The 24,997-nt window shown below is 67.2% G+C and carries 30 protein-coding genes and 2 tRNA genes; 21 read left to right on the forward strand and 11 right to left on the reverse strand.

All coding sequences use genetic code 11. The features are described from left to right. Positions 1-66: 66 nt before the first annotated feature. Positions 67-1,029 carry a transcription initiation factor IIB family protein gene (locus GWG54_RS09290; RefSeq protein ID WP_015321996.1) on the forward strand — a complete coding sequence of 321 codons (963 nt, stop codon included), beginning with the start codon at positions 67-69 and terminating at the stop codon, positions 1,027-1,029. Positions 1,030-1,152: 123 nt separating this feature from the next. Here GWG54_RS09290 and gfcR read toward each other — a convergent pair whose 3' ends face one another. Further along, the gene (gfcR, locus tag GWG54_RS09295) at positions 1,153-1,803 is read right to left on the reverse strand and encodes a transcriptional regulator GfcR (RefSeq protein WP_167937508.1); all 651 of its coding nucleotides are present in this window, start codon (positions 1,801-1,803) and stop codon (positions 1,153-1,155) included. A gap of 120 nt (positions 1,804-1,923) precedes the next feature. Here gfcR and GWG54_RS09300 point away from each other — a divergent pair, with 120 nt between their 5' ends. The 4 genes from GWG54_RS09300 to GWG54_RS09315 all read left to right on the forward strand — a co-directional run bounded on the left by GWG54_RS09300 (position 1,924) and on the right by GWG54_RS09315 (position 5,817). Then, positions 1,924-3,168, forward strand: a complete 1,245-nt coding sequence (locus GWG54_RS09300; protein ID WP_167937509.1) for an HAD hydrolase family protein — start codon at positions 1,924-1,926, stop codon at positions 3,166-3,168. 221 nt (positions 3,169-3,389) lie between these two features. Further along, complete coding sequence (locus GWG54_RS09305; RefSeq protein ID WP_167937510.1) at positions 3,390-4,067, forward strand: helix-turn-helix domain-containing protein; 678 nt, start codon at positions 3,390-3,392, stop codon at positions 4,065-4,067. Between the two features lie 46 nt (positions 4,068-4,113). Further along, positions 4,114-5,238 (forward strand): acyl-CoA dehydrogenase family protein, encoded by a 1,125-nt coding sequence (locus tag GWG54_RS09310; RefSeq protein WP_167937511.1) that lies wholly within the window; start codon positions 4,114-4,116, stop codon positions 5,236-5,238. A gap of 48 nt (positions 5,239-5,286) precedes the next feature. After that, positions 5,287-5,817 (forward strand): HAD hydrolase-like protein, encoded by a 531-nt coding sequence (locus GWG54_RS09315; protein ID WP_312854268.1) that lies wholly within the window; start codon positions 5,287-5,289, stop codon positions 5,815-5,817. Between the two features lie 58 nt (positions 5,818-5,875). Here GWG54_RS09315 and GWG54_RS09320 read toward each other — a convergent pair whose 3' ends face one another. After that, positions 5,876-6,109: a DUF5822 domain-containing protein gene (locus GWG54_RS09320; protein ID WP_167937512.1), complete on the reverse strand. Its 234-nt coding sequence runs from the start codon at positions 6,107-6,109 to the stop codon at positions 5,876-5,878. 96 nt (positions 6,110-6,205) lie between these two features. On the opposite strand from GWG54_RS09320, the gene panB reads away from it, so the two are divergent. Beyond that, a complete protein-coding gene (panB, locus tag GWG54_RS09325; RefSeq protein ID WP_167937513.1) occupies positions 6,206-7,018 on the forward strand; it encodes a 3-methyl-2-oxobutanoate hydroxymethyltransferase in 813 nt (270 codons plus the stop codon). Between the two features lie 44 nt (positions 7,019-7,062). Here the strand turns inward: panB and GWG54_RS09330 are convergent, their stop codons facing one another. After that, entirely contained in the window at positions 7,063-7,836 is a 774-nt protein-coding gene (locus GWG54_RS09330) for an alpha/beta fold hydrolase (RefSeq protein ID WP_167937514.1), read from the reverse strand. 206 nt (positions 7,837-8,042) lie between these two features. On the opposite strand from GWG54_RS09330, the gene GWG54_RS09335 reads away from it, so the two are divergent. After that, complete coding sequence (locus GWG54_RS09335) at positions 8,043-8,291, forward strand: type III pantothenate kinase (RefSeq protein WP_167937515.1); 249 nt, start codon at positions 8,043-8,045, stop codon at positions 8,289-8,291. Next, the gene (locus tag GWG54_RS09340; protein WP_167937516.1) at positions 8,288-10,555 is read left to right on the forward strand and encodes a CDC48 family AAA ATPase; all 2,268 of its coding nucleotides are present in this window, start codon (positions 8,288-8,290) and stop codon (positions 10,553-10,555) included. Before GWG54_RS09335 ends, GWG54_RS09340 begins: the two co-directional genes overlap by 4 nt. A 196-nt stretch (positions 10,556-10,751) precedes the next feature. Here the strand turns inward: GWG54_RS09340 and bcp are convergent, their stop codons facing one another. The 4 genes from bcp to GWG54_RS09360 form a co-directional block, all read right to left on the reverse strand. After that, the gene (gene bcp, locus GWG54_RS09345; protein WP_167937517.1) at positions 10,752-11,240 is read right to left on the reverse strand and encodes a thioredoxin-dependent thiol peroxidase; all 489 of its coding nucleotides are present in this window, start codon (positions 11,238-11,240) and stop codon (positions 10,752-10,754) included. A 57-nt stretch (positions 11,241-11,297) separates the two neighbouring features. Further along, entirely contained in the window at positions 11,298-12,290 is a 993-nt protein-coding gene (locus tag GWG54_RS09350) for a hypothetical protein (protein WP_167937518.1), read from the reverse strand. Continuing rightward, the gene (priS, locus tag GWG54_RS09355) at positions 12,287-13,462 is read right to left on the reverse strand and encodes a DNA primase small subunit PriS (protein WP_167937519.1); all 1,176 of its coding nucleotides are present in this window, start codon (positions 13,460-13,462) and stop codon (positions 12,287-12,289) included. Before priS ends, GWG54_RS09350 begins: the two co-directional genes overlap by 4 nt. A 110-nt stretch (positions 13,463-13,572) precedes the next feature. Further along, on the reverse strand, positions 13,573-14,049 hold the full coding sequence (locus tag GWG54_RS09360) for an N-acetyltransferase (RefSeq protein ID WP_167937520.1): 477 nt from the start codon (positions 14,047-14,049) through the stop codon (positions 13,573-13,575). Between the two features lie 146 nt (positions 14,050-14,195). Here GWG54_RS09360 and GWG54_RS09365 point away from each other — a divergent pair, with 146 nt between their 5' ends. Further along, positions 14,196-14,615, forward strand: a complete 420-nt coding sequence (locus GWG54_RS09365; protein ID WP_167937521.1) for an archease — start codon at positions 14,196-14,198, stop codon at positions 14,613-14,615. A gap of 32 nt (positions 14,616-14,647) precedes the next feature. Here GWG54_RS09365 and GWG54_RS09370 read toward each other — a convergent pair whose 3' ends face one another. Further along, positions 14,648-16,534: a polysaccharide deacetylase gene (locus tag GWG54_RS09370; RefSeq protein WP_167937522.1), complete on the reverse strand. Its 1,887-nt coding sequence runs from the start codon at positions 16,532-16,534 to the stop codon at positions 14,648-14,650. Positions 16,535-16,714: 180 nt separating this feature from the next. Here GWG54_RS09370 and GWG54_RS09375 point away from each other — a divergent pair, with 180 nt between their 5' ends. Then, the gene (locus tag GWG54_RS09375) at positions 16,715-18,175 is read left to right on the forward strand and encodes an RtcB family protein (protein WP_167937523.1); all 1,461 of its coding nucleotides are present in this window, start codon (positions 16,715-16,717) and stop codon (positions 18,173-18,175) included. Between the two features lie 6 nt (positions 18,176-18,181). Here the strand turns inward: GWG54_RS09375 and GWG54_RS09380 are convergent, their stop codons facing one another. Both GWG54_RS09380 and GWG54_RS09385 read right to left on the reverse strand, forming a co-directional pair. Beyond that, positions 18,182-18,412 (reverse strand): hypothetical protein, encoded by a 231-nt coding sequence (locus GWG54_RS09380; protein WP_167937524.1) that lies wholly within the window; start codon positions 18,410-18,412, stop codon positions 18,182-18,184. Between the two features lie 46 nt (positions 18,413-18,458). Beyond that, the gene (locus GWG54_RS09385) at positions 18,459-19,118 is read right to left on the reverse strand and encodes a helix-turn-helix domain-containing protein (protein WP_167937525.1); all 660 of its coding nucleotides are present in this window, start codon (positions 19,116-19,118) and stop codon (positions 18,459-18,461) included. A gap of 140 nt (positions 19,119-19,258) precedes the next feature. On the opposite strand from GWG54_RS09385, the gene moaA reads away from it, so the two are divergent. Further along, positions 19,259-20,245: a GTP 3',8-cyclase MoaA gene (gene moaA, locus GWG54_RS09390; RefSeq protein WP_167937526.1), complete on the forward strand. Its 987-nt coding sequence runs from the start codon at positions 19,259-19,261 to the stop codon at positions 20,243-20,245. Here the strand turns inward: moaA and GWG54_RS09395 are convergent. After that, positions 20,242-20,676, reverse strand: a complete 435-nt coding sequence (locus GWG54_RS09395; protein WP_167937527.1) for a hypothetical protein — start codon at positions 20,674-20,676, stop codon at positions 20,242-20,244. The two genes, moaA and GWG54_RS09395, sit on opposite strands and share 4 nt — an antisense overlap. Before the next feature lie 295 nt (positions 20,677-20,971). Between GWG54_RS09395 and GWG54_RS09400 the strand changes: the two genes are divergently transcribed. The 10 genes from GWG54_RS09400 (at position 20,972) to GWG54_RS09445 (ending at position 24,997) form a co-directional block, all read left to right on the forward strand. Continuing rightward, positions 20,972-21,054, forward strand: a tRNA-Ser gene (locus GWG54_RS09400). 71 nt (positions 21,055-21,125) lie between these two features. Beyond that, the gene (locus GWG54_RS09405) at positions 21,126-21,641 is read left to right on the forward strand and encodes a 30S ribosomal protein S13 (protein ID WP_167937528.1); all 516 of its coding nucleotides are present in this window, start codon (positions 21,126-21,128) and stop codon (positions 21,639-21,641) included. After that, positions 21,641-22,162 (forward strand): 30S ribosomal protein S4, encoded by a 522-nt coding sequence (locus GWG54_RS09410; protein ID WP_167937529.1) that lies wholly within the window; start codon positions 21,641-21,643, stop codon positions 22,160-22,162. The genes GWG54_RS09405 and GWG54_RS09410 overlap by 1 nt, the downstream gene beginning before the upstream one ends. A gap of 1 nt (position 22,163) precedes the next feature. Next, a complete protein-coding gene (locus GWG54_RS09415) occupies positions 22,164-22,553 on the forward strand; it encodes a 30S ribosomal protein S11 (RefSeq protein WP_008424468.1) in 390 nt (129 codons plus the stop codon). A gap of 3 nt (positions 22,554-22,556) precedes the next feature. Then, positions 22,557-23,306, forward strand: a complete 750-nt coding sequence (locus tag GWG54_RS09420) for a DNA-directed RNA polymerase subunit D (protein WP_167937530.1) — start codon at positions 22,557-22,559, stop codon at positions 23,304-23,306. A 133-nt stretch (positions 23,307-23,439) separates the two neighbouring features. Further along, a tRNA-Leu gene (locus GWG54_RS09425) sits at positions 23,440-23,524 on the forward strand. A gap of 74 nt (positions 23,525-23,598) precedes the next feature. Further along, complete coding sequence (locus tag GWG54_RS09430; RefSeq protein WP_008424464.1) at positions 23,599-23,952, forward strand: 50S ribosomal protein L18e; 354 nt, start codon at positions 23,599-23,601, stop codon at positions 23,950-23,952. Continuing rightward, entirely contained in the window at positions 23,949-24,398 is a 450-nt protein-coding gene (locus tag GWG54_RS09435) for a 50S ribosomal protein L13 (RefSeq protein ID WP_167937531.1), read from the forward strand. The genes GWG54_RS09430 and GWG54_RS09435 overlap by 4 nt, the downstream gene beginning before the upstream one ends. Further along, entirely contained in the window at positions 24,392-24,790 is a 399-nt protein-coding gene (locus GWG54_RS09440; RefSeq protein ID WP_167937532.1) for a 30S ribosomal protein S9, read from the forward strand. Before GWG54_RS09435 ends, GWG54_RS09440 begins: the two co-directional genes overlap by 7 nt. A gap of 12 nt (positions 24,791-24,802) precedes the next feature. Next, positions 24,803-24,997, forward strand: a complete 195-nt coding sequence (locus GWG54_RS09445; RefSeq protein WP_008424458.1) for a DNA-directed RNA polymerase subunit N — start codon at positions 24,803-24,805, stop codon at positions 24,995-24,997.

Genomic DNA, 24,997 nt, shown 5'->3' on the forward strand with positions numbered 1-24,997 from the left:
CTATGATCAAGGAGCGAACGGGACCCCAGAACTTATATATCATAGTAGTACTACTATAAAAGCGCGATGACACGGTCCACCCGCCAGCGGGAGCGAATGCGTGAAACGGACGAATCCGAGGAGCAGGAGGGGGTACGTGCCTGCCCCGAATGCGAGTCGGACAATCTCGTGAAAGACTCCGATCGGGGTGAGCTCATCTGCGAAGACTGTGGGCTCGTCGTCGAGGAGGAGAAGATCGACCCCGGTCCGGAGTGGCGGGCGTTCAATCACCAGGAACGACAGGAGAAGTCCCGCGTCGGCGCGCCGACGACACAGACGATGCACGACAAGGGGCTGACGACGACGATCGACTGGAAGGACAAGGACGCCTACGGTCGCTCGATCTCCTCGAAGAAACGCAGCCAGATGCACCGCCTGCGCAAGTGGCAGGAACGCATCCGAACGAAGGACGCTGGCGAGCGCAACCTGCAGTTCGCGCTCTCGGAGATCGATCGAATGGCGTCGGCGCTGGGCGTGCCGCGATCGGTCCGGGAGGTCGCGTCGGTGATCTACCGGCGCGCGCTCAAGGAAGACCTCATCCGCGGTCGGTCGATCGAGGGCGTCGCCACCTCGGCGCTGTACGCCGCCTGTCGAAAGGAGGGCATCCCGCGAAGCCTCGAAGAAATCTCGGAAGTTTCACGCGTCGAACGAAAGGAGATCGGTCGCACGTATCGGTACATCTCGCAGGAACTCGGCCTCGAGATGCGCCCCGTCGACCCGAAAAAGTACGTCCCACGCTTCTGTTCCGAACTCGAACTCTCCGAGGAAGTCCAGACCAAGGCCAACGAGATCATCGAGAAGACGGCCGAGGAAGGACTGCTCTCGGGCAAGTCCCCGACCGGGTACGCCGCCGCGGCGATCTACGCCGCCTCGCTGCTGTGTAACGAGAAGAAGACCCAGCGCGAGGTCGCCGACGTCGCCCAGGTGACCGAAGTCACCATCCGGAACCGCTACCAGGAACAGATCGAAGCGATGGGAATCCACGGCTAACTCCCCTTCCGTACCGCTTTTTTGCCGCATCGCCCCCTCTCGAGTCGCGACGTCGCTGCCCGGAACGCCGACCGCGGCTCGAGCCCGTCACGGACCGGAACTCGACCCACCTCGTTCAGCGGGTTACTCGTCCTTGCCGACGCTGATGACCTGCAACAGCGAGTAAACGGGGACGCCCTCGATCTCCTCGACGCCCTGCTTGTCCGCGAGGACGACGCAGGCGAGCGGTTCGCCGCCCTCCGATCGAATCGCCGAGATCGTCTCGCGCATCGTCGTGCCGCTGGTGACGGTGTCGTCGACGACGTAACACTCTCGGTTGCGGATGCCCGCGAAGTTCCGCGAGAACGTCCCGCCGAGTTCGTCGATGTCGCCCTCCTCCCACTGGTGTTTCGCGGGCGTGTACGTCGAGAGATCGGTCTCGAGCTCGCTCGCGACCAGCGTCGCGATGGGGCCGCCGGCCTTCTCGATGCCGACGGTGAGATCGACGTCCTCGCCGTGTTTGGCGAGTAAGTCGGCCATCGCCTCTGCGATCGCCCCCATGCGCTTGCTGTCGCGGCCGATCGCCGACCAGTCGACGTGGATGTCCTGCGGTCCGCCGTCCCCCGCCGACTGCTGGGTCGGCTGGTTGGAGGGCTCGGCCGTCGCGCCGCTGCGCTCGACCAGCCAGCTGGCGGTCTCCCGGGAGACGTTCAGCTCGTCGGCGATCTCGCCCTTCGAGAGGCCTTGATCGGCGAGTTCGGCGGCACTCTCGATGAGGTCGTCAACGTTTTTCATGGCTCGAGGTTCGCACGCCGTTTTTATAGTCGTGTCGCAGCCGACGAACGTCGCCTCGAGTCGCTGGAAAGACTCTCATCAGTGGCAAGGATTATCACTCGGCTCTCCGGTATCCCGAGTATGGAACGGTACGATCTCGTCTACCGGCTCTACGACGAGTACGACACGAAGACCCTGCGGGAGTACCAGGAGTTCGTCGACGTCTTCCCCGCCGTCGACTCGCGGGTCGCGCTGGAGCACTGGCAGGAGGCCACCGAGGAGCTCGAGGACCGCAAGGACGAGATCCGATCGGCGTTCGCGTCCGGCGAGACGTTCGCGGAGATCGCCGCGCGAGCGACCCGCGATCAGGCCTTCACCGCGCTCGACCTCGAGGCCAAGTACGGCCGCGGGGTGAACGTGCTCGTACTCGACGTCGACGAGACGCTGCGCTCGGCCGGCGGCACGGACAACGAGATCCCCCGGGAGACGCTGCACGTCCTGACGGAGTTTCACGAGGCCGGCGTCCCGATCGTGATCTGTACGGGCCAGACCTTAGAGAACGTCAAGGGCTTCGCCATCCAGGGGCTGGGCAGCGAAATCGTCCACTCCGGGGAGCTATCGATCGTCTACGAGGCAGGAACCGGCGTGTTCACACCGGGCCACGGCGCCGAGACCAAACAGCTGCTGTACGAGGAGCTCGACGAGGAGATCCGCGAGGTGTTCGACGACCTGCGGACTCGCGTCCTGCCGGAGGCTCCCGACGCGCTCAGGCGGGGCTGTCACCTCCAGGGCAACGAGTTCAACGTCACGATGAAGCCCAACTACGAGACCGGCTCGGCCGACGCCCGCGAGATCATCGACGACGCGCTGGTCTACCTGATCGACCTGCTGGCCGACGCGGTCGGTGAGGCGATCGGATTCGACGGCGAGGCGATCCGCGATCGGACCCGCGCGTTTTACGCCGACCAGGATCCCGAGATCAGGACCGTCCTCGAGGAGGAGGGCGCCTACCCGGACCGGGACGAGGCGACGATCCCCGACGAACTCGCGGACGTCCTCGAGCGGATCGACGTCGCCTACTACGAGGCCGACGCCGCCGAGATCGGGAGCCTCGAGCTGAACAAGGTCGTCGGCGTCGAGCGCGCGCTGGAGGTCCTCGGCGTCGAGGATCCGTTCGCGCTCGTGATGGGCGACTCGAAGAGCGACCGCCGCGTCATGGAGTGGGTCGCCGAGAACGACGCCGGGATCGCGGCCGCGCCGGAACACGCCTCCCAGGACACCCTCGAGCACGTCCTCCGGACCGACGAGCTCGTCTTCGATCGCGGAAAGAGCGTCGACGTCCTTCGAACGGCGTACGCGCTGAATCGCCTCGCCAGGCTCGGGTGAGCCGTATCGATCTTAAATAACCGGAATAGATAGGCCGGTTCATCAACCCGCTCGGAGCTGTGCGTTCGGTCAACACGGTTCGACCGGGGGCGGTTCCCACGTCGGGCGCCCGCGCGTCGAGTCGAGTGATTTGGTATGAATGCATTCGAGTCCCACTCCGAGTTCGGTACCGCCAGCGACCATCGACTGGGCTCGAACCGGGCGATCGGGGTGATCCGCCCGTGACGACGATCGCCGAACTGGCCGTTCCCACGGAGTCGTTCGCGCTGGAGCCGACGATCCGCTCGCTGCCGGAGTTCGAGCTGCGGGTCGAAAGCGTCGTCGTCGACGACTCGGTCCGGACCGCGCCGTTGATCTGGTTCGCGAACGCCGACGCCGCGACCATCGAGACGGCCCTCGCCGACGATCCGACGGTCGCGACGTTCACACGATTGCTCGAGCGACCCGACGGCGAGGCGTGGCTGTTCCGGATCCGGTACGCCGACGAGGCCACGCCGATCTGCAGCGCGGTCTACGCGAACGACGGGACCGTCCTCGAGGCCGAGGTCGCGAACGGCCGCTGGACGGTCACGCTGTTGTTCCCCCACAGGGAAGGCGTCTCGCAGGCCGTCTCCGACTTCGAGGATCGCGACGCGCGCGTCGACATCAGGCGCATGGTCGAGGCCCAGGAGAACGAGGACCTCGAGATGGCGACGACGCTGACCGACCCCCAGCGGGAGGCGATCGCCGAGGCCTACCGCCACGGCTACTACGACGTCCCCCGTGAAATCTCCCTCGAGGAGCTGGCCGACGAGCTCGAGATCTCCCACCAGGCGCTGTCAGAGCGGCTCCGGCGCGCGAACCGCGTGCTCGCGGGCGAGCAGCTCGACCGTTCGGCCGGGGGACTCGGCGGGGGGTGAGCGATCGATGGTGGCCATTTTTGCCGGCCGACTCGAATGAGGACGTATGGAGCTCACCGAGGAGCAGGCGGCGGTGCGCGACGTCGTCCGCGAGTTCGCCCGCGAGGAGATCAGACCGACGGCGCTCGAGGCCGACCGGAACCAGGAGTTTCCCGAGGACGTCTGGGACGGCCTCGCGGAGCTCGACTTGACGAGTCTCACCGTCCCCGAGGAGTACGGTGGCTACGACGCCGACCCGGTGACGGCGGCCGTCGTCAACGAGGAGGTCGCCTACGGCGCGCTCGCGGTCGCAACGGCGCTGTCGGTTCACTCACTGGCGACGTCCTGTATCGCCGAGTTCGGCAGCGAGGACGTCAAGGAGCGGTGGCTACCCGAGATGGCCGACGGGCGTCCCGTCGGTGCGTTCGCGCTCTCGGAGCCCCACGCCGGCTCGAACCCCGCCGAGATGTCAACCGAGGCCCGCAGGGAGGGCGACGAGTACGTCATCGACGGCGAGAAGCAGTGGATCACGAACGGGAAGCGGGCGGGCGTCTACGTGCTGTTCGCGAAGACCGACCGCGACGACCCGGAGTCGGTGACGCAGTTTCTCGTTCCCGGCGACGTCGCCGGGCTCTCGGTCGGCGAGAAAGAAGAGAAGCTGGGGCTCCGGGCGAGCGACACGACGAGTCTCACGTTCGACGGCGTGCGGATCCCCGCGGAGAACCGCCTGACAGAGGAGGGGCGCGGGCTGTCGGCGGCCTTTCACATCCTCACAGGCGGGCGGATCGCCATCGCCGCCCAGTCGGTCGGCCTCGCCCAGTGTGCGATGGACGAAGCGCTCGAGTACGCCGGGGAGCGCGAGCAGTTCGACCAGCCGATCGCCGAGTTCCAGTCGATTCGCCACAAGCTCGCCGAGATGGCGACCCGAATCGAGGCGAGCCGGCTGCTGACCCGCGAAGCCGCCCGAGAGCGCGCGTCGGGCAGCGCCGGGCTGACCGCGAGCATGGCGAAGTACTTCGCCAGCGAGACCGCAATGTTCGTCACCAACGAGGCCGTCCAGATCCACGGCGGCTACGGCTACGTCACCGAGGGCGAGGTCGAGCGGCTCTACCGGGACGCCAAGATCACCGAGATCTACGAGGGGACCACCGAGATCCAGAAGAAGGTCATCGCGCGCCACCTGCTCGAGTGAACCCCGGGGATCGAAGCCGCTATTGGCTCCTTCGCCGTAGCACCGATCGTGAGCGAATACGACGCCATCGTCTACGACCTGGACGGGACCCTGGTCGACCTCGCGGTCGACTGGAACGCCGTCGCGATCGACGTCATCGCGGTGTACGCCCGAGCCGCCGCCGATCCGCCGAGCGAGAACCTCTGGGAGCTGCTCGAGGCCGCGAGCAACTTCGAGATCGCGCCGGCCGTCGAGGAGACGATCGCCGACCACGAACGCGAGGGCGCTCGACGCTCGCGTCGGCTGGCCCGCGCCGACGAACTGCTCGAACGGTCGGTTCCGGTCGGCGTCTGCTCGCTCAACTGCGAAGCGGCCTGTCGGATCGCCCTCGACGAACACGCCCTCGAGAGCGCCGTCGACGCGGTCGTCGGCCGGGATACCGTCGAGACGCGAAAGCCCGATCCCGAGCCGCTGCTCGAAACGGTCCGCGGACTCGACGCGGAGCCAGCAACGACGCTGTTCGTCGGCGACACCGATCGCGACCGACGAACCGCTCGCCGCGCGGGCGTCGACTTCGAGTACGTCGAACCCCTCGAGTAGAGCCTCGTCGGACGCCCGCTCCAGGGGCGTCGCCGAGATCGCGGATTCGAGAGCGGGACTACTCCTGCGTGCGTTTCGCGTACGCGAACACTGCGAGCGCCACGACCAGCCAGACGACGGCGCCGACCCGGACCGCGAACTCGGCGCGGGCGCCCCAGCTCGGGAGGTCGGCGCCGATCGACAGCGCGGCGACGATCGGCGCGCCGACGAGGATCGTCGTCACGAAGGTCGTCTGCATCACCCAGCCGTAGTCGACGCCGTCGGGCGAGGTCGTTTCGACGCGTTCTGGCACGTTCGAACGTGTTTTCCGGGACCTCTTAAGGATCGCGGGTGGCGAGCCGTCGGCGCGGAACGATGGCATTTACTCGCGTGACTCCGATTCAGACGTATGCCCACCGTACGGGAGCTGCGGTCGATGGCCGGGACGGAACCGATCACGATGCTGACGGCCTACGACGCACCGACGGCCGAGATCGTCGACGAGGCCGACGTCGACGTGATCCTCGTCGGCGACAGCCTCGGCAACACCTCGCTGGGGTACGAGACGACGCTTCCGGTGACCGTCGACGACGTGGCCCGCCACGTCGGTGCGGTCTCGCGGGCGACCGAGGAGGCGCTGGTCGTCGCCGACATGCCCTTCCTCTCGTTCGGCGCCGACGAGGCCGACAGCCTCGAGAACGCCGGTCGAATGCTCAAAGAGGAAGGGGCGGCGGCGGTGAAACTCGAGTGTGGCCCCCACACCGTCGAGTTGACCGAGACGATGGTCCAGCTGGGGATTCCCGTGATGGCCCACCTCGGGCTGACTCCCCAGCACGTCAACCAGTACGGCGGCTACCCGCGTCAGGGAACCGACCGCGAGGGCGCCGAGCGGATCCGCGAACTCGCCCGGGCCCACGAGGACGCCGGCGCGTTCTCGCTCGTGCTCGAGCACGTCCCGGCGAACCTGGCCGCGGAGGTCACCGACGTCCTCGAGATCCCGACGATCGGGATCGGTGCAGGTCCCGACTGCGACGGCCAGGTGCTGGTCGTCGACGACGCCGTCGGCCTCAGCGAGTGGTCGCCCTCCTTCGCGAAGCGGTTCGGGAACGTCCGCGAGGAGATGCGCTCGGCCGTCGAGGGCTACGTCGACGCCGTCGAATCGGGGTCGTTCCCCGCCGAGGAGCACAGCCACGAGGAGGACGACCTCGACGAACTGTACTGATTTTCGTCGGATACTGGGCCGCACGATCGAGCCCCGTTCCGCACCTACTCGAGTCCGTCCAGAAAGTCGGCGATCGCCTCGTTGAACGCCGCGGGTTGCTCGAGCATCGTCAGGTGGGCCGCGTCCTCGATCTCGACGAGTTCGGCGTCGTCGATCTCGTCGGCGAGGTACTCGTGGTACTGCGGCGGCGTCAGCTGGTCGTGTTCGCCGTAGACCGCAAGCGTCGGGACGTCGATTCCGTGGAGTTCATCGCGAACGTCGAACCGGTGGGAGGTCAGGAAGTCCCGTTCGGTGACGGCGCGTCCGCAGTCGTACATCTGCTCGGCCGACTCCTCGCGGAGCTCGGGACGGGGATCGTGGAAGAGACGGTCGTCGGCGTGCAGGAACTCGACGGCCCGATCGAAGTCGTCGTCGAGCCACTCGAGCAGGTCCTGTAACACGCCCAGCCGAGCGCCGGTTCCGGTCAGCACGGCGGCCTCGACGTCGGGCTCGCGCTCGAGCAGGAGGTGCATGACGACGGCGCCGCCCAGGGAGTTGCCCGCGAGGACGTCGGCGTCGGTTTCCTCGAGGACGGCCGCGACGTCGTCGGCGTAGGCCGACAGCGTCGTGTACCCGGGGTCGGCGTCGACGTCCTCGGAGTCGCCGTGCCCGCTGAGGTCGACGGCGACGATCGGGTACCGATCGGCGAGTCGGTACTGTGCCTTCCAGGCCGCCCGGGAGCCGCCGCTACCGTGGACGAAACAGATCGTCGGTCCCGTTCCCCCTCGGTCGGCGACCTCGTAGGCCGTTTCCCGGCCGTGGTGTCGAACCGTTTCCATACCCCTTCGGACGCGGGGAACCGTCATAAAGGCTCGAGGCGCCGTCGGCACAACCGGCAGGAACGGACGGATCCGATAGGGCCGTGTGTCCGAGGACCGTACGCTGAACTACGAACAAGCCTCTTCGAAGCTACCCCGATGCCGTCCTGCATTTGGTCGGAGAAATATTTATATATTAGTAGCACTTACCCGTAGTTAGTATCAAAATGACACTCGACCAATTCACCCGTGGAGACGAGCAGATTGCTCGTCGCTACGAGTACGAGGACGAATCGGTGCTGGCCGTCGACTTCGGCACGGCGAGCACCGACGCCGACGTGGACGTCGTCGACGGGACGGTCATCGTCGTCGACGACGACGACCAGTACGAACTCGAGTTGCCCGACGGTGCAGTTGACGCGAACACGTTTATCAGAAACGGCGTGCTCACTGTCGAACTGGAGGACGACCAATGAAACTCACCGTCAAACCCCTGAAACAGAAGGACGCGGGCCGCGGGCTCGCCGCGATCGACCGCGTTTCGATGCGCGAGCTCGACCTCGAGAACGGCGACTACATCGTCATCGAGGGCAAGGGCGACAGCCAGGCCGTCGCGCGCGTCTGGCCCGGCTACCCCGAGGACGAGGGCCGCGGCATCGTTCGCATCGACGGCCGCCTGCGCCAGGAGGCCGACGTCGGGATCGACGACAGCGTCGACATCGAGCCTGCCGACGTCCAGCCCGCGAACTCGGTGACGGTCGCGCTTCCCCAGAACCTCCGCATCCGCGGGGATATCGGCCCGCTCGTCCGGGACAAGCTCTCGGGCCAGGCCGTCACCGAGGGGCAGACGGTGCCGTTCTCGCTGTCGTTCGGCCCGATGGCCAGCTCCGGACAGTCGGTGCCGCTGAAGATCGCGAGCGCCGACCCCTCCGGCACCGTCGTCATCACCGACTCGACGAACATCGAGATCTCCGAGACGCCGGCCGAACAGGTGAGCAGCGACGCCGGCGGCTCGCCCGAGGGCGTACCGAACGTCACCTACGAGGACATCGGCGGCCTCGACGACGAGCTCGACCAGGTTCGCGAGATGATCGAGCTGCCGATGCGCCATCCCGAGCTGTTCCAGCAGCTGGGTATCGAGCCGCCCAAGGGCGTGCTCCTGCACGGCCCGCCGGGCACCGGGAAGACGCTGATGGCGAAAGCCGTCGCCAACGAGATCGACGCTCACTTCGAGACGATCTCCGGCCCGGAGATCATGTCGAAGTACTACGGCGAGAGCGAGGAGCAGCTCCGGGAGGTGTTCGAGGAGGCCGAGGAGAACGCCCCCGCGATCATCTTCATCGACGAGCTCGACTCCATCGCCGCCAAACGCGAGGAGGCCGGCGGCGACGTCGAGCGACGGGTCGTCGCCCAGCTCCTCTCGCTGATGGACGGCCTCGAGGAGCGCGGACGAGTCACCGTCATCGCCGCGACGAACCGGGTCGACGCGATCGACCCCGCGCTGCGGCGGGGCGGCCGTTTCGACCGCGAGATCGAGATCGGCGTCCCCGACAAGGAGGGCCGCAAGGAGATCCTGCAGGTCCACACCCGCGGGATGCCCCTCGATGAGGACATCGACCTCGATCACTACGCGGAGAACACCCACGGCTTCGTCGGCGCCGACCTCGAGTCGCTGGCCCGCGAGGGCGCGATGAACGCCCTGCGGCGGATCCGTCCCGACCTCGATCTCGAATCCGAGGAGATCGACGCCGAGATCCTCGAGACCCTCGAGGTGACCGAGGCCGACGTCAAGGAGGCGCTCAAGGGGATCCAGCCCTCGGCGATGCGGGAGGTCTTCGTCGAGGTGCCCGACGTCACCTGGAACGACGTCGGCGGCCTCAACGACACCAAGGAACGCCTGCGCGAGACGATCCAGTGGCCGCTGGACTACCCCGAGGTCTTCGAGCAGATGGACATGCAGGCCGCCAAGGGCGTCCTCATGTACGGCCCACCGGGAACCGGGAAGACCCTGCTCGCGAAGGCTGTCGCCAACGAGTCCCAGTCGAACTTCATCTCGATCAAGGGGCCCGAGCTGCTGAACAAGTACGTCGGCGAGTCCGAGAAGGGGGTACGGGAGGTCTTCGAGAAGGCCCGCTCGAACGCCCCGACCGTGATCTTCTTCGACGAGATCGACTCGATCGCGGGCGAACGCGGTCAGCGCCAGGGTGACTCCGGCGTCGGCGAACGGGTCGTCAGCCAGCTGCTGACCGAACTCGATGGGCTAGAGGAACTCGAGGACGTCGTCGTCATCGCGACGACCAACCGCCCGGACCTGATCGACTCGGCGCTGCTCCGTCCGGGCCGGCTCGACCGCCACGTCCACGTGCCGGTTCCCGACGAGGAGGCTCGCAGGAAGATCTTCGAGGTCCACACCCGCGACAAGCCCCTGGCCGACGCGGTCGACCTCGAGTGGCTCGCGAGCGAGACGGAGGGCTACGTCGGCGCCGATATCGAGGCTGTCACCCGCGAGGCCTCGATGGCCGCCAGCCGCGAGTTCATCAACTCGGTCGACCCCGACGACATGCCGGACACGATCGAGAACGTCCGCATCAGCAAGGAGCACTTCGAACGGGCTCTCGAGGAGGTCCAGCCGAGCGTGACCCCCGAGACCCGCGAGCGCTACGAGGAGATCGAACAGCAGTTCCAGACCGCCGAACCCGAAGCCGAAGGCGAAGACCAGCTCGGTCGCACCTTCCAGTAGATCGCGCTCCCGTTTTTCCGGTCACCGTTCGAGCCGTCCCTCGAGCGACGACCATCTCCGGGACCGTCGACGGCGCCCGGTAGAGAGCGAAGCCCGACGGGCGAACGGAAAACTCTTCTATCACTTCCGTGGTTCGAGGGAGCTTGCAACGAGGAGGAGATCGTCTACGGATATCGCGTTCTCGCCGCCGAAATTCCTACCGCTCCGGGGTGGCCTGTCCGGCCCGTCGTTCGTCGAGGTCCTCGAGCACCGCCTCGGCGTGGCCGTCGGGCGAGACGTTCTCGTAGGTCGCCTCGATCGTTCCGTCGGGACCGACGACGTAGGTGGTCCGGAAGACGCCGTCGAAGGTGTTGCCGAACATGCGCTTCTCGCCGTAGGCGTCGTACAGCGTCGCGACCTCGCCCTCGGGATCGGACAGCAGGTCGAACCCGAGGTCGTGGTCGGCGGCGAACGACTCGAGGTCGTCGACGGGGTCGTCGCTGATCCCGACGACCGCGACGCTGCGGTCCTCGAACTCCTCGCGAACCGCCTCGAACTCCCGGGCTTCCGTCGTGCAGCCGTCGGTGCCGGCGCGCGGATAGAAGTAGACGACGAGTCGGTCGCCCTCGAAATCCGAGCGGCGAACCGTCTCGCCGCGCTGGTTCGGTAGTGCGAACTCGGGTGCGTCGTCGCCGATTTCGAGCATACCGTCTCTTCGAGGGAGCGAGGGTATGCCTTCCGGTTGCGCGACGGGTCCGACTCCTCAGTCGAGCCGTTCCGCGGCGTCGCGCTCGAGCAGGGGCGAGGCGTTCTGCTCGGGCAGGGTAACGACGTCGTCGGAGGAGAGGGTGTACTCGCGGTCGTCGACCCCCAGAATCGAGCCGACGTCGCGGGTCATCCGAACCGTGACGCGCTCGATGTCGTCGGACCCCGGGGAGGACGCCGCGGCGGGCTCCGAATCCTCGAGCGAATCGCCCGCGGTGTCCTCGTCGAACTCGGGATCGACTGACTCGCCCGGCGGCTCGACGTCGTCCTCGGGGCCATCGGCCGGTGAGGTCGGCTCGGCGTCGGGTCTCGGCGCGTCCTCGCTCGCGTCGCCGACCGACGGTCCGCCGCCCATGACGTCCGCGGCCGTGACGTCGCCGGCGTCCGACGCCCGGGGGTCGTCGTCGGGCTCGAGCGTCGTCGGGTCGACGTCGGCGCCGCGATCCGCGGTCTCGACGGCCGGATCCGGCTCCATCGGCGGGGTCGGCGGCGCGTCGTCGGCCGTCGCCGAGTCGGGTCCGGTCGCCGTCTCGGTTCCGACCGCGTCGTCGGACTCCGGACCCGGCTTCGGCTCGGGCTCGGACGTATCGCTGCTCTCGGCCTCGAGGCCCTCGAGGACGTCGAGGACGCGCGTTTTGTTCGCGTCGATGCGGTCGACGAGGTCCTCGAAGAGGTCAGCCTCCTCGGCGGTGAGGCCGTCGTCGTCGGCCGCCATTCCCGCCGCGGCGAGGCTGGCCTGTTTTACGAGCTTTCCCATTCGTCGCTCGTAGATCGCCTCGACGACGTCTTTGGCAGTCTCGATCTCGTCGGTGAGTCGGCTCACCTCGGGCGAGGAGAAGGGGTCGTCGGCCCGCTCGGCCGCGCGGTCGCGTTCGTCCTCGAGTTCGGCGATGTACTCGCCGACTTCCTGGTAGAACGAGGGGCGCAGGTTCTGGAGGCTGTCCTTCTGGCGCTCCTTGCTCTGGACGGATCGTAGCTCGTCGAGATTCATTCTTTCTCCTTCTCGGCGCGGCCCCGGGCCATGAGGAACACGGCGACGTACTCCGGAAGCGACTGGTCGCCCTCCGGAACCGTAAAACTATCTCCTCCCAGTTCGACCTCGCCGCCGTCGGCGACGTCGACCCGGATCTCGTGGCCCGTGAACGTCTCCGGGACGGCGTCGACCAGCGGGTCGAAGGCGTCGATCTCGTCGCGTCCAAGTCGGACCGTCTCGAGTCCGCTGCCGCCGTGGAGGCTGCCCGGCAGGCGAATGAGTCGGTTCGTGTCCGTGGTCACGGGCTCGTCGATCGGGGCGTTGTCGGCCTCGACCGCCCGCTTTGCGAACCGCTCTGCCAGCTGGGAAACGGCGGTGTGGACGGTGACGTTGCCCGCCTCCAGCCCCTCCCGGTTGTTCCGGGCGGCGTTCAACGTCGCCGTCGCCTTCCCCTCGCCGATGCCCTCGAACTCCCGGAGGCGCTCGAGGGCCGCCTCCTCCTCGAGGGCGAGCAGCTCGTCGACGAAGGCCATGAATCGGGCGTGAGTGCGGGCGCCCCAGCCGCCCTCGGTCCGTAAGGTGCGGCGCTCGGTCGGCGTCTTGCGGCCGAGTCCGGCGACGGTCTCGGTCTCGATCAGCTCCTCGAACTCCAGGCCGATCCCGCGGACGTAGTCGACGACCTCGCGGCGGTGTTCCCGGTCGAGGTGGCGGATCGACTCGTCGCGGACGTGGACGTGGTACCCTCGCCCACCCGAGAAGACGATCTCGAGGTCCTCGAAGGCGAAGTCGTCCTCGAGAAAATCGAGCAGGCGAAGGAGAGCGTCCTTGCACGTCGCGAGCATCTCGGCGTAGGAGTCCTCGCCGAGGGTGACGTTCGGCAGGTGGTCGGCGTCGAGGTCGAAGACGAGATCCGCGGACTGCCACTCCTTCTCGTGCATCGAGCCCGCGCCGGGGTCGCGAAACCGCCCCGCAGAGAAGTAGACGTGGCGGGGTCGCTCGCGGACGAGGAACTCCTCGAGGTCGCCGAGTTCGAGCAGCGAACGGTGGCGGACCATCGTCGTGTCGGGACCCTCGGTCCAGGGGATGTACCCCCACTCGCGCTCGTTGGCCGCGGGCGGGAGCGTCAGCTCCGTACGGCGGTAGTGATCGCGGAATCGACCCCGAAGGTAGGCCCTCGTTCGCTCCTCCATACGACTCGTGTGCTCGTCGTCGCGGCAGTATAATCCTGCCGAAACACCCGGCCCGTGGGGACCCCTCTCGGGCGGTCGCTCTCGACGGCGCGTCCGGCTCTGACGGCGCTCTACCGCCGAACGAACTCCGAGATCCGATCCGCGAGCCCGGAGTCCGAGCCGAGCTTCAGGTAGTAGGCATCGCCGCCGTCCTCGTAGTAGCCGTTGATCCGGCGTTTGACCTCGAAACCGAGGTGTTCGTAGAACTCGAGGGCGTTCTCGTTGCTGGTCCGGGCGTGGCAGGTGATCGACTCGTGGTCGTCGGCGACCCGCGCGACGAGTCGCTTGCCGATCCCCCGGCCGCGAAACTCGGTCGAGACCGCCAGAAAGAGAATGTAGCCATCCCGTCGAACGGCCGCGAACCCGACGAGCTCGTCGTCCTGCAGGTAACAGTGGACCGTCGAGCGCCGATAGGCATCGGTAAAGAACTGGTAACGCTGCTTGAGGACGCCCTCCTGGCTGTTGATACGCTCCTTGAGCTGCCAGGCGTCCTCGACGAGCTCGTCGCTCCCCGGGGCGACGACGCGACTGTCGATGTTGACGCTCACTACCACAGTGTAGCAGGGTCGTCAATATAATTCCACCGGCAGCGCGACCGTTCGCCGAGAACTGTCCCGGTTCGCCGCGCCGGCGCGACCGTCGACGGCGACACGCGAAGCGACGGACATACCTCGCGGGCTCGAGAAGACCGGGTATGAGTTTCGAGCTTCGCGACCACACCGCCGATGTCGGCGTGGCGGCGACCGGGGAGCGTCTCGAGGACGTCTTCGCCGCGGTCGCCGACGGCCTCGCGGCCGCCTCCTGCGACGCGATCCCGGACGACGGCGGCGATCGGTTCTCCGTCTCCGTCGCGGCCGAGAGCCGGGAGGCCCTGCTGTTCGACTACCTCGACGAGCTGATCTACCTGCGGGACGTTCGGATAGCCCTGCCGGTCGACCACCGCGTCGAGCGAATCGACGGATCGGACGACGACGAGTGGCGCCTCGAGGGCAGCGCCTGCGGGGTTCCCCTCGATGCGGTCGACGCCCGCGAGATCAAGGCCGTCACCTACTCGGAGATGCGCCTCGAGGACGTCGGCGACGGCTGGGAGGCCTACGTCGTCTTCGACGTCTGAGCGGCGCCGCGGGCGGTCCGGCGCGGTCGGCGCTACGGGTCGGTGATCGACAGGGTCCAGTTCCCGACGCCCTCGACGTCGAGCCAGACGGGGCCGCCGGCCTTGTACGACCGCGAGTTCGAGAACTCGTCGCTTCGGTTGACCAGAACTTCCCTGTGGCCGTCGGCGCCGTGGCCGTCGACGACGAACGGTCCGTCGCCGTCGTGGGTCGCGACGACCCTGACGTCGCCGTCGGTCCAGAGCGGGCCGACGAACGCCGACCCCGATCCCGACGCCTCGACCGGGAGGTCCTCGAGGTCGTCGCTGTGAACCGCGGGCTGTGTGAGTTCGATCGCCCACGCGCCGTCGGCCGCGACCTCGAGGCGGTAGGCGCCGCCGTCGACGACGGAGACCGACTCCCCGTCGGTTCCGTCGGTACGCGCCAGCGTCTCGTCGATATCGACGCCCTCGTCCCGCACCAGATCGACGGCGATCTCGGACGCGTCGCCGGAGACGGTCGCGACGAGAAGGCCCTCCTCGAGGTCGAACGACGACGTCTCGCCGGCTCCGGAGCCGTCGAACGCGTGGGAGCGACCCTCCTCGAAGACGACTCCGTCCGGGCGCTCCGGCTCCGCCGGTTCCTCGCGGTCGCGCTCGAACGTTCCGTCGACGAGGTCCGAGGGGGTAACGACGTCGAGGCCGCGGTGGTCGATGTGCTCGAGCAACAGCCCGAAGTCGTCGATCGACATCCGGTTCTCGTCGACGCCCACCTCTGCGGCGTCGTCGTCGACGAGTCGCGGCACGCGGATCACGGTGAGCAGGTCGTACTGGTCCGCGAGGTTGACGTGGCGGCGAACGCCGGTGTGAAGCGCCGGTCCCCAGATGTACGGGATCGCGTGCATCTCCGTCGGAGGAACGCCCGTGGTCCCGGAGTTAGAGACGAACGCGGCGTCGTAGACTTCCCGCGCGATCCGGTAGGTCTCCGCGTCGAATCCCTCGTCCGGAACGAACAGGTGCCGGGCGCCGTCGTCGAGCCCCTCCCCTTCGAGGGTCGCCCGTGCGTCCTCGAGGACCTGTCGCTGCCCGTCCGCGGACTGCTCCGGCAGCAACGTCGACGGCTCCGGGAGCGGACAGACGTCCCAGCCGCGGTCGCCGAGATCGCGAAGCTGTTCGCGGGTCATCCGTCCGTTCTCGCCGATTCGCTCGGGGGGAACCGGTACGGCCGCCGTCCAGCCGCGTTCCTCGAGGAGCTCCGCTGCGACGTCGTAGTGGGAGTCGTGGCCGCCGTAGAACGCGAGGATCGCCGCCCCGTTGTCGGCCGACTCCGTCCGACGGAGGTCGTCGACCACCAGTCTGGTCGGGCCGCCGTCCGGCCCCTCGGCGACGACGTCGATACGAGTGACTTCCGAGAGGTCGGGCTCCTCGGCCGGCTTCTGCTGGTAGCCACAGTCGAGCCGAAACCAGCCGTCGAACCCGTCCGGAATCAGTCGGACGCTCGTGAGCCGTTCCTCCTGGCTCGGCGCGACGAACTCGACGCGAATCCGGGTTGCGGACTCGGGTTTGACCGCCAGCGAGACGTCCCACCCCTCGAGGTCGAGGCTGTCCGAGAGCTCCAGTTCCGAGAGGTCGAACCCGTCGGAGAACTCCGCGCTCATCTCTGCGGTCTCTCCCTCGCTTTCCAGAACCGCAGCCTGAGACCCCGTCAGCGCCTCCTCGGGAGCCGCCGACACGGCACCGGTCCGGGCGGTCCACTCCTCGAGATCCTGAAAGTCCGAGAGGACCTCGCCCGACTCGAGGGCCGGCCAGGGTCCGGAGTCGGCGAGGTCGTCGTCGTTCGAGAGGAGATCCGTACAGCCTGCGAGGGCGGTCGACGTGGCCCCGACGGCGGCGAGTAGGCCCCGGCGGGACGGACCGCCTTCCGCGTCGCGTTCGTGTTCCATAGAGATACCTGCGGGCGGGTTCTCGTCGACGGACCGTAAGCGGGGCGACGATTTGCTGACCCAGCAAATCGCGGACGGGGGTCCGGTCGCCGGGATTTACCGGGACCGATCGCGTTCCGACGAACCCGATCGCGGGCTCGAGGCGAACGTTCTTTCCTCGTCGCCCACGGAGTACCGCGTATGACTACCTTCGACGCCGGCGACATCACCCTCGAGAAGGTGCGCGAGTACGTCTGGGAGATCCCCCAGGAGGGGGAGATGCGCACCCCCGCGCGGGTGCTCGCCAGCGAGGCCTTGCTCGAGGAGATCAGCGAGGACAAGACCCTCCAGCAGTTGAAGAACACGACCCACCTGCCGGGGATCACGAAACACGCGATCTGTATGCCCGACGGCCACCAGGGCTACGGCTTCCCCGTCGGCGGGGTCGGCGCGCTCGACGCCGAGAACGGCTGTATCTCCCCTGGTGCAGTTGGTTACGACATCAATTGCGGCGTAAGAATGATGAAAACGAACCTCACCTACGACGAGCTCCAGGGCCGCGAGGAGGAACTCGTCGACTCGCTGTTCGCCAACGTCCCGTCGGGGCTCGGCGGCGGCGGGGTCGTCGAGGCCGGCGTCGACACCGTCGACGAGATCCTTTCTCGTGGTGTGGACTGGGCCCTCGAGCACGGCCACGCCGTCGAGGACGACCTCCTGCACTGCGAGGACGAGGGGACCCGCGAGGGCGCCGACCCCGACAAGGTGAGTCAGAAGGCCAAAGATCGCGGGAAGAACCAGATCGGCTCGCTCGGCTCCGGGAATCACTTCCTCGAGGTCCAGCGCGTGACCGACGTCTTCGACGACGAGGTCGGGGAGGCGTTCGGTCTCGAGGAGAATCAAATCGTCGTCCTCATCCACTGCGGTTCTCGAGGGCTGGGCCACCAGACCTGTAACGACTACCTGCGCAAGATCGAGCAACAGCACAGGGGGCTGCTCGATCGGCTGCCGGACAAGGAACTCGCGGCCGCGCCCGCGGGCTCGCAACTCGCCGAGGACTACTACGCGGCGATGAACGCGGCGATCAACTTCGCGTGGGTCAACCGCCAGCTGATCATGCACCGCACCCGGCAGGTCTTCGAGCGCGTGTTCGACCGCTCGTGGGAGGAAATGGAGATGGACCTGCTGTACGACGTGGCACACAACATCGCGAAAAAAGAGACGCACACGGTGGACGGGGAGGAACGCGAACTCTACGTCCACCGCAAGGGCGCGACTCGAGCCTTCCCCGCGGGCCACCCCGAGGTGCCGAAAGCGTACCGCGACGTCGGCCAGCCCGTCATCATCCCCGGTAGCATGGGCGCCGGCAGCTACGTCCTGCGGGGCGGCGAGCACTCGATGGATCTCACCTTCGGCTCGACGGCCCACGGTGCCGGGCGGTTGATGAGTCGCACCCAGGCGAAAAACGAGTACTGGGGCGGGGACGTAAAGCAGGAGCTACAGGACCAGCAACAGATCTACGTGAAAGCCCAGTCGGGTGCGACCGTCGCCGAGGAGGCCCCCGGGGTCTACAAGGACGTCGACGAGGTCGTCCGCGTCTCGGACGAACTGGGCATCGGCGACAGGGTCGCGCGGACGTTCCCCGTCTGTAACATCAAGGGTTGATTCCGCTCACTTCAGCCGAAACGGGTTCTCGTCGTCCTCGCCGTCCCGATCGCCGCCGTCGTCGCCGTCCTCGCGCTCGTAGGGTTTTCGAGCGGTGATCGTCACGGTCGCCTCGGGGTCGTCCTCGTCGGCCCACGGGCTGTCGTAGGCCGAGAGCTCGAGGTCGGTGACGTCCCAGCCCTCGTTCTCGAGGAGTTCGACGAGCCGTTGCTGGTCCGCGAGCATCTCTCGATCCATGCGGATCCGTTGTCGACCGATCCGGGTAGGCGTTCCGCCGGCGCGCTCACGCCGGGTCGTCCGCGCCGACGGCCTCCTCGACGAGCGCCAGGTGGGCCCGGCGCAACCGCTCGGACAGCGCCTGGTGGGAGATGCCGAGTTCGTCCGACAGCGTCTCCATGTCGATCCCGCGGGGGATGTCGTAGTAGCCGTGCTCGAGGGCCGCGACGAGGGTCTCGTGTTGGGCGTCGGTCAGGTCGAACCGGTCGTAGCGAGCCTCCTCGAGGCGGTTGATCTTCCGGAGGTCGATCGGCACTCCCTGGTCGGTGGCGTACTCGTAGCTCCGGGCCAGCGCCTCGCGGTTCGGAAAGAGGACCCGAAACCGCCACCGATCGCCCTCGAGTCCGGTCTCGAACACCGTCGCCTCCTCCCGGGTCAGCAGTTCCACGAGGTCGACGACCGTGCCGTTCCACCGCACCCGATACCACCGCTCGCCCTCGAGGTCGAGGACCCGGGACGCCGCCTCGACGGTCGGATCCGCGGCGAGGGCCGCGTCGGCGCGCTCGAGCGTCTCCTCGTCGCCGGAAAGCCGCAGGCAGGGCAACACCGCGTCGGGGGGCGCCGCGACGACGGGTTCGATCTCGACCCCCAGAGACGGCGCGCGCTCGATCGTGTGTCCGAGCGCGAACGACTCCGCGGGGACGGTGAACTCGGCGATCGTGCTCATGCGGAGAGCCACCACGCCCGGCCGCAAGAGTATACGCGTCGCCTCTCGCGGGTCGCGCCCCGCGGATACGAAACCGAATTCGGTTACGAGACGGGATCTTCTCCGGCGAACTTAAGCGGTTTCGACCGAAAGTAGGTGGTATGTTAACCGACGAGTTCGGACGCGAGGTCACGGGGGTTCGGATCTCGCTCACCGACCGGTGTAACTTCGACTGCGTCTACTGCCACAACGAGGGGCTTGGGGACACGCGGGGACCGATGGATCCCCAGGACGACGAGATGAGCGCCGACGACGTCGTCCGCTTTCTCGAGGTCGTCGAGGAGTTCGGCGTCGACTCGGTGAAGTTCACGGGCGGGGAGCCGATGCTCCGTCAGGATCTCGAGGAGATCATCGAGCGCACGCCCGACTCGATGGAGGTCTCGCTGACGACCAACGGCACCTTCCTCCCGGGGCGGGCCGAGGACCTCGTCGACGCCGGCCTCGAGCGGGTCAACGTCTCCCAGGACGCGCTCGATCCCGAGGACTTCGCCGCCGTCACGAAAAGCGGCGCCTACGAGAAGGTCCTCGAGGGCGTCCGGGCGGCGGTCGACGCCGGCCTCGACCCCGTCAAACTCAACATGGTGGTTTTCGAACACACTGCGGGATACGTCCCGGAGATGGTCGACCACGTCGCCGAGAACGACGGGCTCCAGCTCCAGCTGATCGAGTACATGCCAGAGCTGACGGGCCGCCCGGAGTGGAACATCGACATCGGGCGGGTCCACGACTGGCTCGCCGAGCAGGCCGCCGAGGTCGAACACCGGGAGATGCACGACCGGAAACGGTACTGGATCGAGAACGACGACGGCGGACGGGGGATGGTCGAGATCGTCGACCCGGTCGAGAACCCCACCTTCTGTGCGAACTGCCACCGCGTGCGAGTCACCCACGAGGGGTACCTGAAGGGCTGTCTCAACCGCAGCGACGACTTACGCTCGATGGGCGAGATGACCGACGCCGAGATCCGCGAGGCCTACCGCGAGGTCGTCGCGAACCGGGTTCCCTACTACGGCGAGTACATGGTCAAAAACGACGACGGCGAGTGGGAGATAAACGACGAGTACGTCGAGGGCTACGCCGAGGTCTAATTCGGTCCGCCGACCGTCGTCGAGAACGTCTCTCCGAAAGCGTGGTGTTCGGTCGCGGCGACCCGACGCAGCCCCTCGCCGACGGTCGCCTCGACGCGGTACCCGTCCACGACGAGATCGTCCGTACAGGCCGACGTCATGCCCGTATCGTCGGCCGCGACGACGAGAACGTCGAGCCGTGCCTGAGAGCTCTCGTAGTCCGCGTGCGCGAGCTCGACCCCGCCGCAGCTGCTCGAGCCGTACTCGATCGTCCCGCGGACGGTGACGTCCTCGCCGTCGACGGTCACGTCGGGCGGATCCTCGGGTCGAAGCTCCGGGTCGGTCGTCTCGAGCGAGGCCTCGATCCCGACGCCCGGAAGCCGTTCAAGACAGCCCGCGGTGGCGGCGAACCCCCCGATCGCCGCCGTCGCGAGGAACGCGCGTCGCTCCATACCGACCGTTTCTGTTAGCATACAAAACAATTGTGGCCGATACGTTCCGTCGCTTCCCGGCTCAGCAACGGGGTCGCCGACGACGGGTCGATCTCGCCCGTCCGCCGAACCCGACGACGATCGACTCGAGGGCGTCGGTGACGAACCGGCGAGTGGGTCCTCCTCTCTCGGCAACGATTCACGCTCCGGGCGCCGCCATTCGTTGCGCTTAAGTACCCGTCGGCGATAGGTGGGAGTGCAATACGTGCAGGGGACGCGGTCCCCGAGTCCGTACGGGCGACGATAGCCAGACCGTGTCGTGGTAGCCAAGCGGCCCAAGGCGCATGGTTGCTAACCATGTGGCGTCAAGCCTCCGGGGTTCAAATCCCCGCCACGACGTCGGCTTACCCGATCGACGCCCAGTCGGTCGGCTTTGCAACGCGCGCACACCAGACACACATTCACCACACATGAGCGAGGAAGAACCTCAAGAGCAAGAGGACGAAGACCTTCAGTACTTCGTCCGCATCGGTCAAACCGACCTCGACGGAACGAAGTCCGTCGAGCGCTCGCTCTCGGAGATGAACGGGATCGGTCGTCGAACCGCCCGACTCATCGCCGAGAAGGCGGGCGTCGACCGAACGGAGACGTTCGGTCGACTCGACGACGACGTCATCGACGAGGTCGTCGAGGTCGTGGAGAGCTACGCCGACGAAGTGCCGGACTGGCTCAACAACCGCCAGCACGACTTCTACACCGGCGAGACGACCCACGAGATCGGCAACGACCTCCAGCTGACTCGGCAACACGACATCAACCGGATGAAGATGATCGACTCCTACAAAGGCTCGCGCCACAAGCGCGGCCAGAAGGTCCGCGGCCAGCGCACCAAGTCCACCGGTCGGACGGAGGGTACCATCGGCGTCAACGTCGAGGAGATCCGGGAGGAGCAGGAAGAAGAGGCCGCCGAGGAGGGTGACGAATAATGCCGCTCGGAACCGACACCAAGCAGTACGAGACGCCGAACCACCCCTACCAGGGTGAGCGCATCGCCGACGAGCACTCGCTGGTCGAGCGCTACGGGCTCTCGAACAAGGAAGAACTCTGGCGAGCCCAGTCCCAGCTTCGCTCCTACCGGCGCGAGGCTCGAGAGCTGCTCGGCCAGGCACAGGACGACGAGACCGTCGTGCGCCGCTCCGAGGAGTTCCTCGGTCGGCTCAAGCGCGTCGGCGTCCTCGACGAGGCCGACGAGCTGGGCGACGTCCTCTCGCTGGAGGTCGAGGACGTCCTCGAGCGCCGGCTCCAGACGGTCGTCTACCGGAAGGGACTCGCGAACACGACCCAGCAGGCCCGTCAGTTCATCGTCCACGGCCACATCGTGGTCGACGGTCAGCGCCACCGGGTCCCCTCCTACGTCGTCGACGTCGACGAGGAGGATCTCGTCGACTTCGAGGAGAACAGTCCGCTCGCGGACGACCTGCACCCCGAACGCGCGGAGGAGCAATAACATGAGCCAGGACGACGACAAGTGGGGCGTAGCCCACGTGCACGCATCGTTCAACAACACGATCATGACCGTCACCGACCTCACCGGGTCGGAGACGATCGCCAAGTCCTCCGGCGGGACCGCGGTCAAGCAGAACCGCGACGAGGCGTCGCCGTACGCGGCGATGCAGATGGCCGAGTCGATCGCCGAGGAGGTCAAGGCCGCCGGCATCACGGGCCTGCACGTTCGCGTGCGCGGCCCCGGCGGCAACCTCCAGAAGTCCCCCGGTCCGGGCGCGCAGGCGACGATCCGCGCGCTCGCACGCTCGGGTATCGAGATCGGGCGCATCGAGGACGTCACGCCGATCCCGCACGACGGATCGCGCGCACCGAAAGGCAAGGGCGGCTACTAGACCATGAGTGAGGAGTACGACGTCGAGTTCGTCGAACGCGGGGATCGAGAGGCTCGATTCCTCGTCCGGGGGATCACGCCCGGGTTCGCCAACGGGATCCGTCGCGCGATGGTCGCCGACGTCCCGACGATGGCGATCGACACCGTCCGGTTCATCGAGAACTCGTCGGTGATGTTCGACGAACAGCTCGCCCTGCGGCTCGGGCTCGTCCCGCTGACGACCCCGCCGGAAGGCGAGTTCGTCGAGGACGACACCGTCACGCTCTCGATCGACGTCGAAGGACCGGCCACCGCCTACTCGGGCGATCTCGTCTCGAGCGACTCCCTCGTGGAGCCGGCCGACGAGAACGTCCCGATCATCGAGCTCAAGGACGACCAGCGCCTCGAGGCCGAGGCCGACGCCCGCCTCGAGCGCGGGAAGGACCACGCCAAACATCAGGGCGGGGTCGCGGTCGGCTACCGACACCTCCAGCGCGTGGAGGTCGTCGACGACCTACCGGAGTTCCAGGAGCCCGAGTCCCAGATCGTCAGGGGTGTCGTCGAGGAGAACGGCGAACTCGTGCCGACCAGCGAGTTCGATCACGATCTCTCGACCCGCCACCCCGGCAAGGAGATTCGCCTGGAGGACGTGCCGAACGCCTTCGTCTTCCACGTGGAGACGGACGGCTCCTTCAGCGTCGAGGAACTGGTCACGCGGGCCGTCGACTCGATCGAGGCGCGCGCGACCGAACTCGAGGACGCGGTACAGCTATAGATCATGATCCGACGCCCCCGAACCCACGCCGCCGACATCCGCCTCGCCAGCGCCGTTGCTAACGAGACTGGCGAGCCGTCGGCAGTCGGAACCGAAAGGGGTTTGAAGGGGCGACGGGTACACGGAAGTGCGAGCAGGGATAGCCAAGTCAGGCCAACGGCGCAGCGTTCAGGGCGCTGTCTCGTAGGAGTCCGCAGGTTCAAATCCTGCTCCCTGCATCACTTCTCACCAACCGATTACACGATCGACGGCACCTCCGAGTCCGTCGATCTCGCAGATTTGGAGGAAACCAATGAGTAGTAAAACCAATCCGAGGCTCAACGATCTCATCGCCGAGCTGAAGTCGACGTCCCGGGAACGGGACGCCGACGTCTGGCGAGACGTTGCGGATCGACTCGAGAAGCCCCGGCGCACTCACGCCGAGGTCAACCTGGGCCGCATCGAGCGATACGCACGCGAGGAAGAGACCGTCGTCGTTCCCGGCAAGGTGCTGGGATCCGGCGCGCTACAGAAAAACGTCACCGTCGCCGCCGTCGACTTCTCGTCGTCCGCGGAGACGAAGATCGAACAGGTCGGTGACACCGTCGCCCTCGAGCAGGTGCTCGAGGACAACCCCGAAGGCTCCAACGTCCGGGTGATTCGATGAGTCTAGCAGAGTTCGACGCGGACGTCGTCGTCGACGCCCGTGACTGCATTCTCGGTCGCGTCGCCAGCCAGGTCGCCCAGCGCACACTCGACGGCGAGCGCGTCGCCGTCGTCAACGCCGAAGACGCCGTCATCACGGGCGACGAGGAGGACATCTTCGGTACCTACCGCAAGCGCCTGGAGCTTGGCTCCGACAGCGGCCCCTACTATCCGAAGCGGCCGGACACGATCTTCAAGCGCTCGATCCGCGGCATGCTGCCGTACAAAAAGCCCCGCGGTCGCGAGGCGCTCGACAGCGTTCGCGTCTACGTCGGCAACCCCTACGAGGACGACGACGACCGCGAGGCCGAGATCCTCGAGGACACGTCGCTGGATCGACTCTCGAACATCCGCTTCGTGCACCTGCACGAGGTCAGCGAACAGTTAGGTGCTAACGTCACATGGTAACGAACACGAGTGGAAAGAAAAAGACCGCCGTCGCCCGCGCAACGGTTCGCGAGGGCGAGGGCCGCGTCCGTATCAACTCGAAACCGGTCGAACTGGTCGAACCGGAGATGTCGCGGCTCAAGATGCTCGAGCCGTTCCGCATCGCCGGCGACGAGCTTCGCGACGAGATGGACATCGAGGTCCGCGTCGAGGGTGGCGGCATCAGCGGTCAGGCCGACGCCGTCCGCACCGCCATCGCCCGCGGGATCGTCCAGCACACGAACGACGCCGAACTCCGCGACGCCTACATGGAGTTCGACCGCTCGCTGCTGGTCAACGACGTGCGCCAGTCCGAACCGAAGAAGTGGGGCGGCCCGGGCGCACGGGCTCGCTACCAGAAGTCCTACCGCTGAGGTGATTCAAGCATGATGGTACCGGTTCGGTGTTTCACCTGTGGCAACGTCGTCGGCGAACACTGGGAGGAGTTCGACGAGCGGGCGAACCAGGGCGACGAGGACCCCCAGAAGGTGCTCGACGAGCTGGGCGTCGACCGCTACTGCTGTCGGCGGATGCTCGTCAGTCACACCGACCTCGTCGACGTGGTTTCACCCTACCAGTAA

Source organism: Natronococcus sp. JC468, from assembly GCF_012163165.1.
Lineage (GTDB): Archaea > Halobacteriota > Halobacteria > Halobacteriales > Natrialbaceae > Natronococcus > Natronococcus jeotgali.

Excerpts from the sequence above, each read along its gene's own strand:
- GWG54_RS09310 (WP_167937511.1), top strand. The coding sequence starts at position 4,114 with ATGGAGCTCACCGAGGAGCAGGCGGCGGTGCGCGACGTCGTCCGCGAG.
- GWG54_RS09430 (WP_008424464.1), top strand. The coding sequence starts at position 23,599 with ATGAGTAGTAAAACCAATCCGAGGCTCAACGATCTCATCGCCGAGCTG.
- GWG54_RS09445 (WP_008424458.1), top strand. The coding sequence starts at position 24,803 with ATGATGGTACCGGTTCGGTGTTTCACCTGTGGCAACGTCGTCGGCGAA.
- GWG54_RS09375 (WP_167937523.1), top strand. The coding sequence starts at position 16,715 with ATGACTACCTTCGACGCCGGCGACATCACCCTCGAGAAGGTGCGCGAG.
- GWG54_RS09300 (WP_167937509.1), top strand. The coding sequence starts at position 1,924 with ATGGAACGGTACGATCTCGTCTACCGGCTCTACGACGAGTACGACACG.
- GWG54_RS09380 (WP_167937524.1), bottom strand. The coding sequence starts at position 18,412 with ATGGATCGAGAGATGCTCGCGGACCAGCAACGGCTCGTCGAACTCCTC.
- GWG54_RS09340 (WP_167937516.1), top strand. The coding sequence starts at position 8,288 with ATGAAACTCACCGTCAAACCCCTGAAACAGAAGGACGCGGGCCGCGGG.
- GWG54_RS09420 (WP_167937530.1), top strand. The coding sequence starts at position 22,557 with ATGAGTGAGGAGTACGACGTCGAGTTCGTCGAACGCGGGGATCGAGAG.
- GWG54_RS09405 (WP_167937528.1), top strand. The coding sequence starts at position 21,126 with ATGAGCGAGGAAGAACCTCAAGAGCAAGAGGACGAAGACCTTCAGTAC.
- GWG54_RS09365 (WP_167937521.1), top strand. The coding sequence starts at position 14,196 with ATGAGTTTCGAGCTTCGCGACCACACCGCCGATGTCGGCGTGGCGGCG.
- moaA (WP_167937526.1), top strand. The coding sequence starts at position 19,259 with ATGTTAACCGACGAGTTCGGACGCGAGGTCACGGGGGTTCGGATCTCG.
- panB (WP_167937513.1), top strand. The coding sequence starts at position 6,206 with ATGCCCACCGTACGGGAGCTGCGGTCGATGGCCGGGACGGAACCGATC.
- GWG54_RS09335 (WP_167937515.1), top strand. The coding sequence starts at position 8,043 with ATGACACTCGACCAATTCACCCGTGGAGACGAGCAGATTGCTCGTCGC.
- GWG54_RS09290 (WP_015321996.1), top strand. The coding sequence starts at position 67 with ATGACACGGTCCACCCGCCAGCGGGAGCGAATGCGTGAAACGGACGAA.
- priS (WP_167937519.1), bottom strand. The coding sequence starts at position 13,462 with ATGGAGGAGCGAACGAGGGCCTACCTTCGGGGTCGATTCCGCGATCAC.
- GWG54_RS09435 (WP_167937531.1), top strand. The coding sequence starts at position 23,949 with ATGAGTCTAGCAGAGTTCGACGCGGACGTCGTCGTCGACGCCCGTGAC.
- GWG54_RS09370 (WP_167937522.1), bottom strand. The coding sequence starts at position 16,534 with ATGGAACACGAACGCGACGCGGAAGGCGGTCCGTCCCGCCGGGGCCTA.
- bcp (WP_167937517.1), bottom strand. The coding sequence starts at position 11,240 with ATGCTCGAAATCGGCGACGACGCACCCGAGTTCGCACTACCGAACCAG.
- GWG54_RS09415 (WP_008424468.1), top strand. The coding sequence starts at position 22,164 with ATGAGCCAGGACGACGACAAGTGGGGCGTAGCCCACGTGCACGCATCG.
- GWG54_RS09395 (WP_167937527.1), bottom strand. The coding sequence starts at position 20,676 with ATGGAGCGACGCGCGTTCCTCGCGACGGCGGCGATCGGGGGGTTCGCC.
- GWG54_RS09440 (WP_167937532.1), top strand. The coding sequence starts at position 24,392 with ATGGTAACGAACACGAGTGGAAAGAAAAAGACCGCCGTCGCCCGCGCA.
- GWG54_RS09385 (WP_167937525.1), bottom strand. The coding sequence starts at position 19,118 with ATGAGCACGATCGCCGAGTTCACCGTCCCCGCGGAGTCGTTCGCGCTC.
- GWG54_RS09350 (WP_167937518.1), bottom strand. The coding sequence starts at position 12,290 with ATGAATCTCGACGAGCTACGATCCGTCCAGAGCAAGGAGCGCCAGAAG.
- GWG54_RS09410 (WP_167937529.1), top strand. The coding sequence starts at position 21,641 with ATGCCGCTCGGAACCGACACCAAGCAGTACGAGACGCCGAACCACCCC.
- gfcR (WP_167937508.1), bottom strand. The coding sequence starts at position 1,803 with ATGAAAAACGTTGACGACCTCATCGAGAGTGCCGCCGAACTCGCCGAT.
- GWG54_RS09330 (WP_167937514.1), bottom strand. The coding sequence starts at position 7,836 with ATGGAAACGGTTCGACACCACGGCCGGGAAACGGCCTACGAGGTCGCC.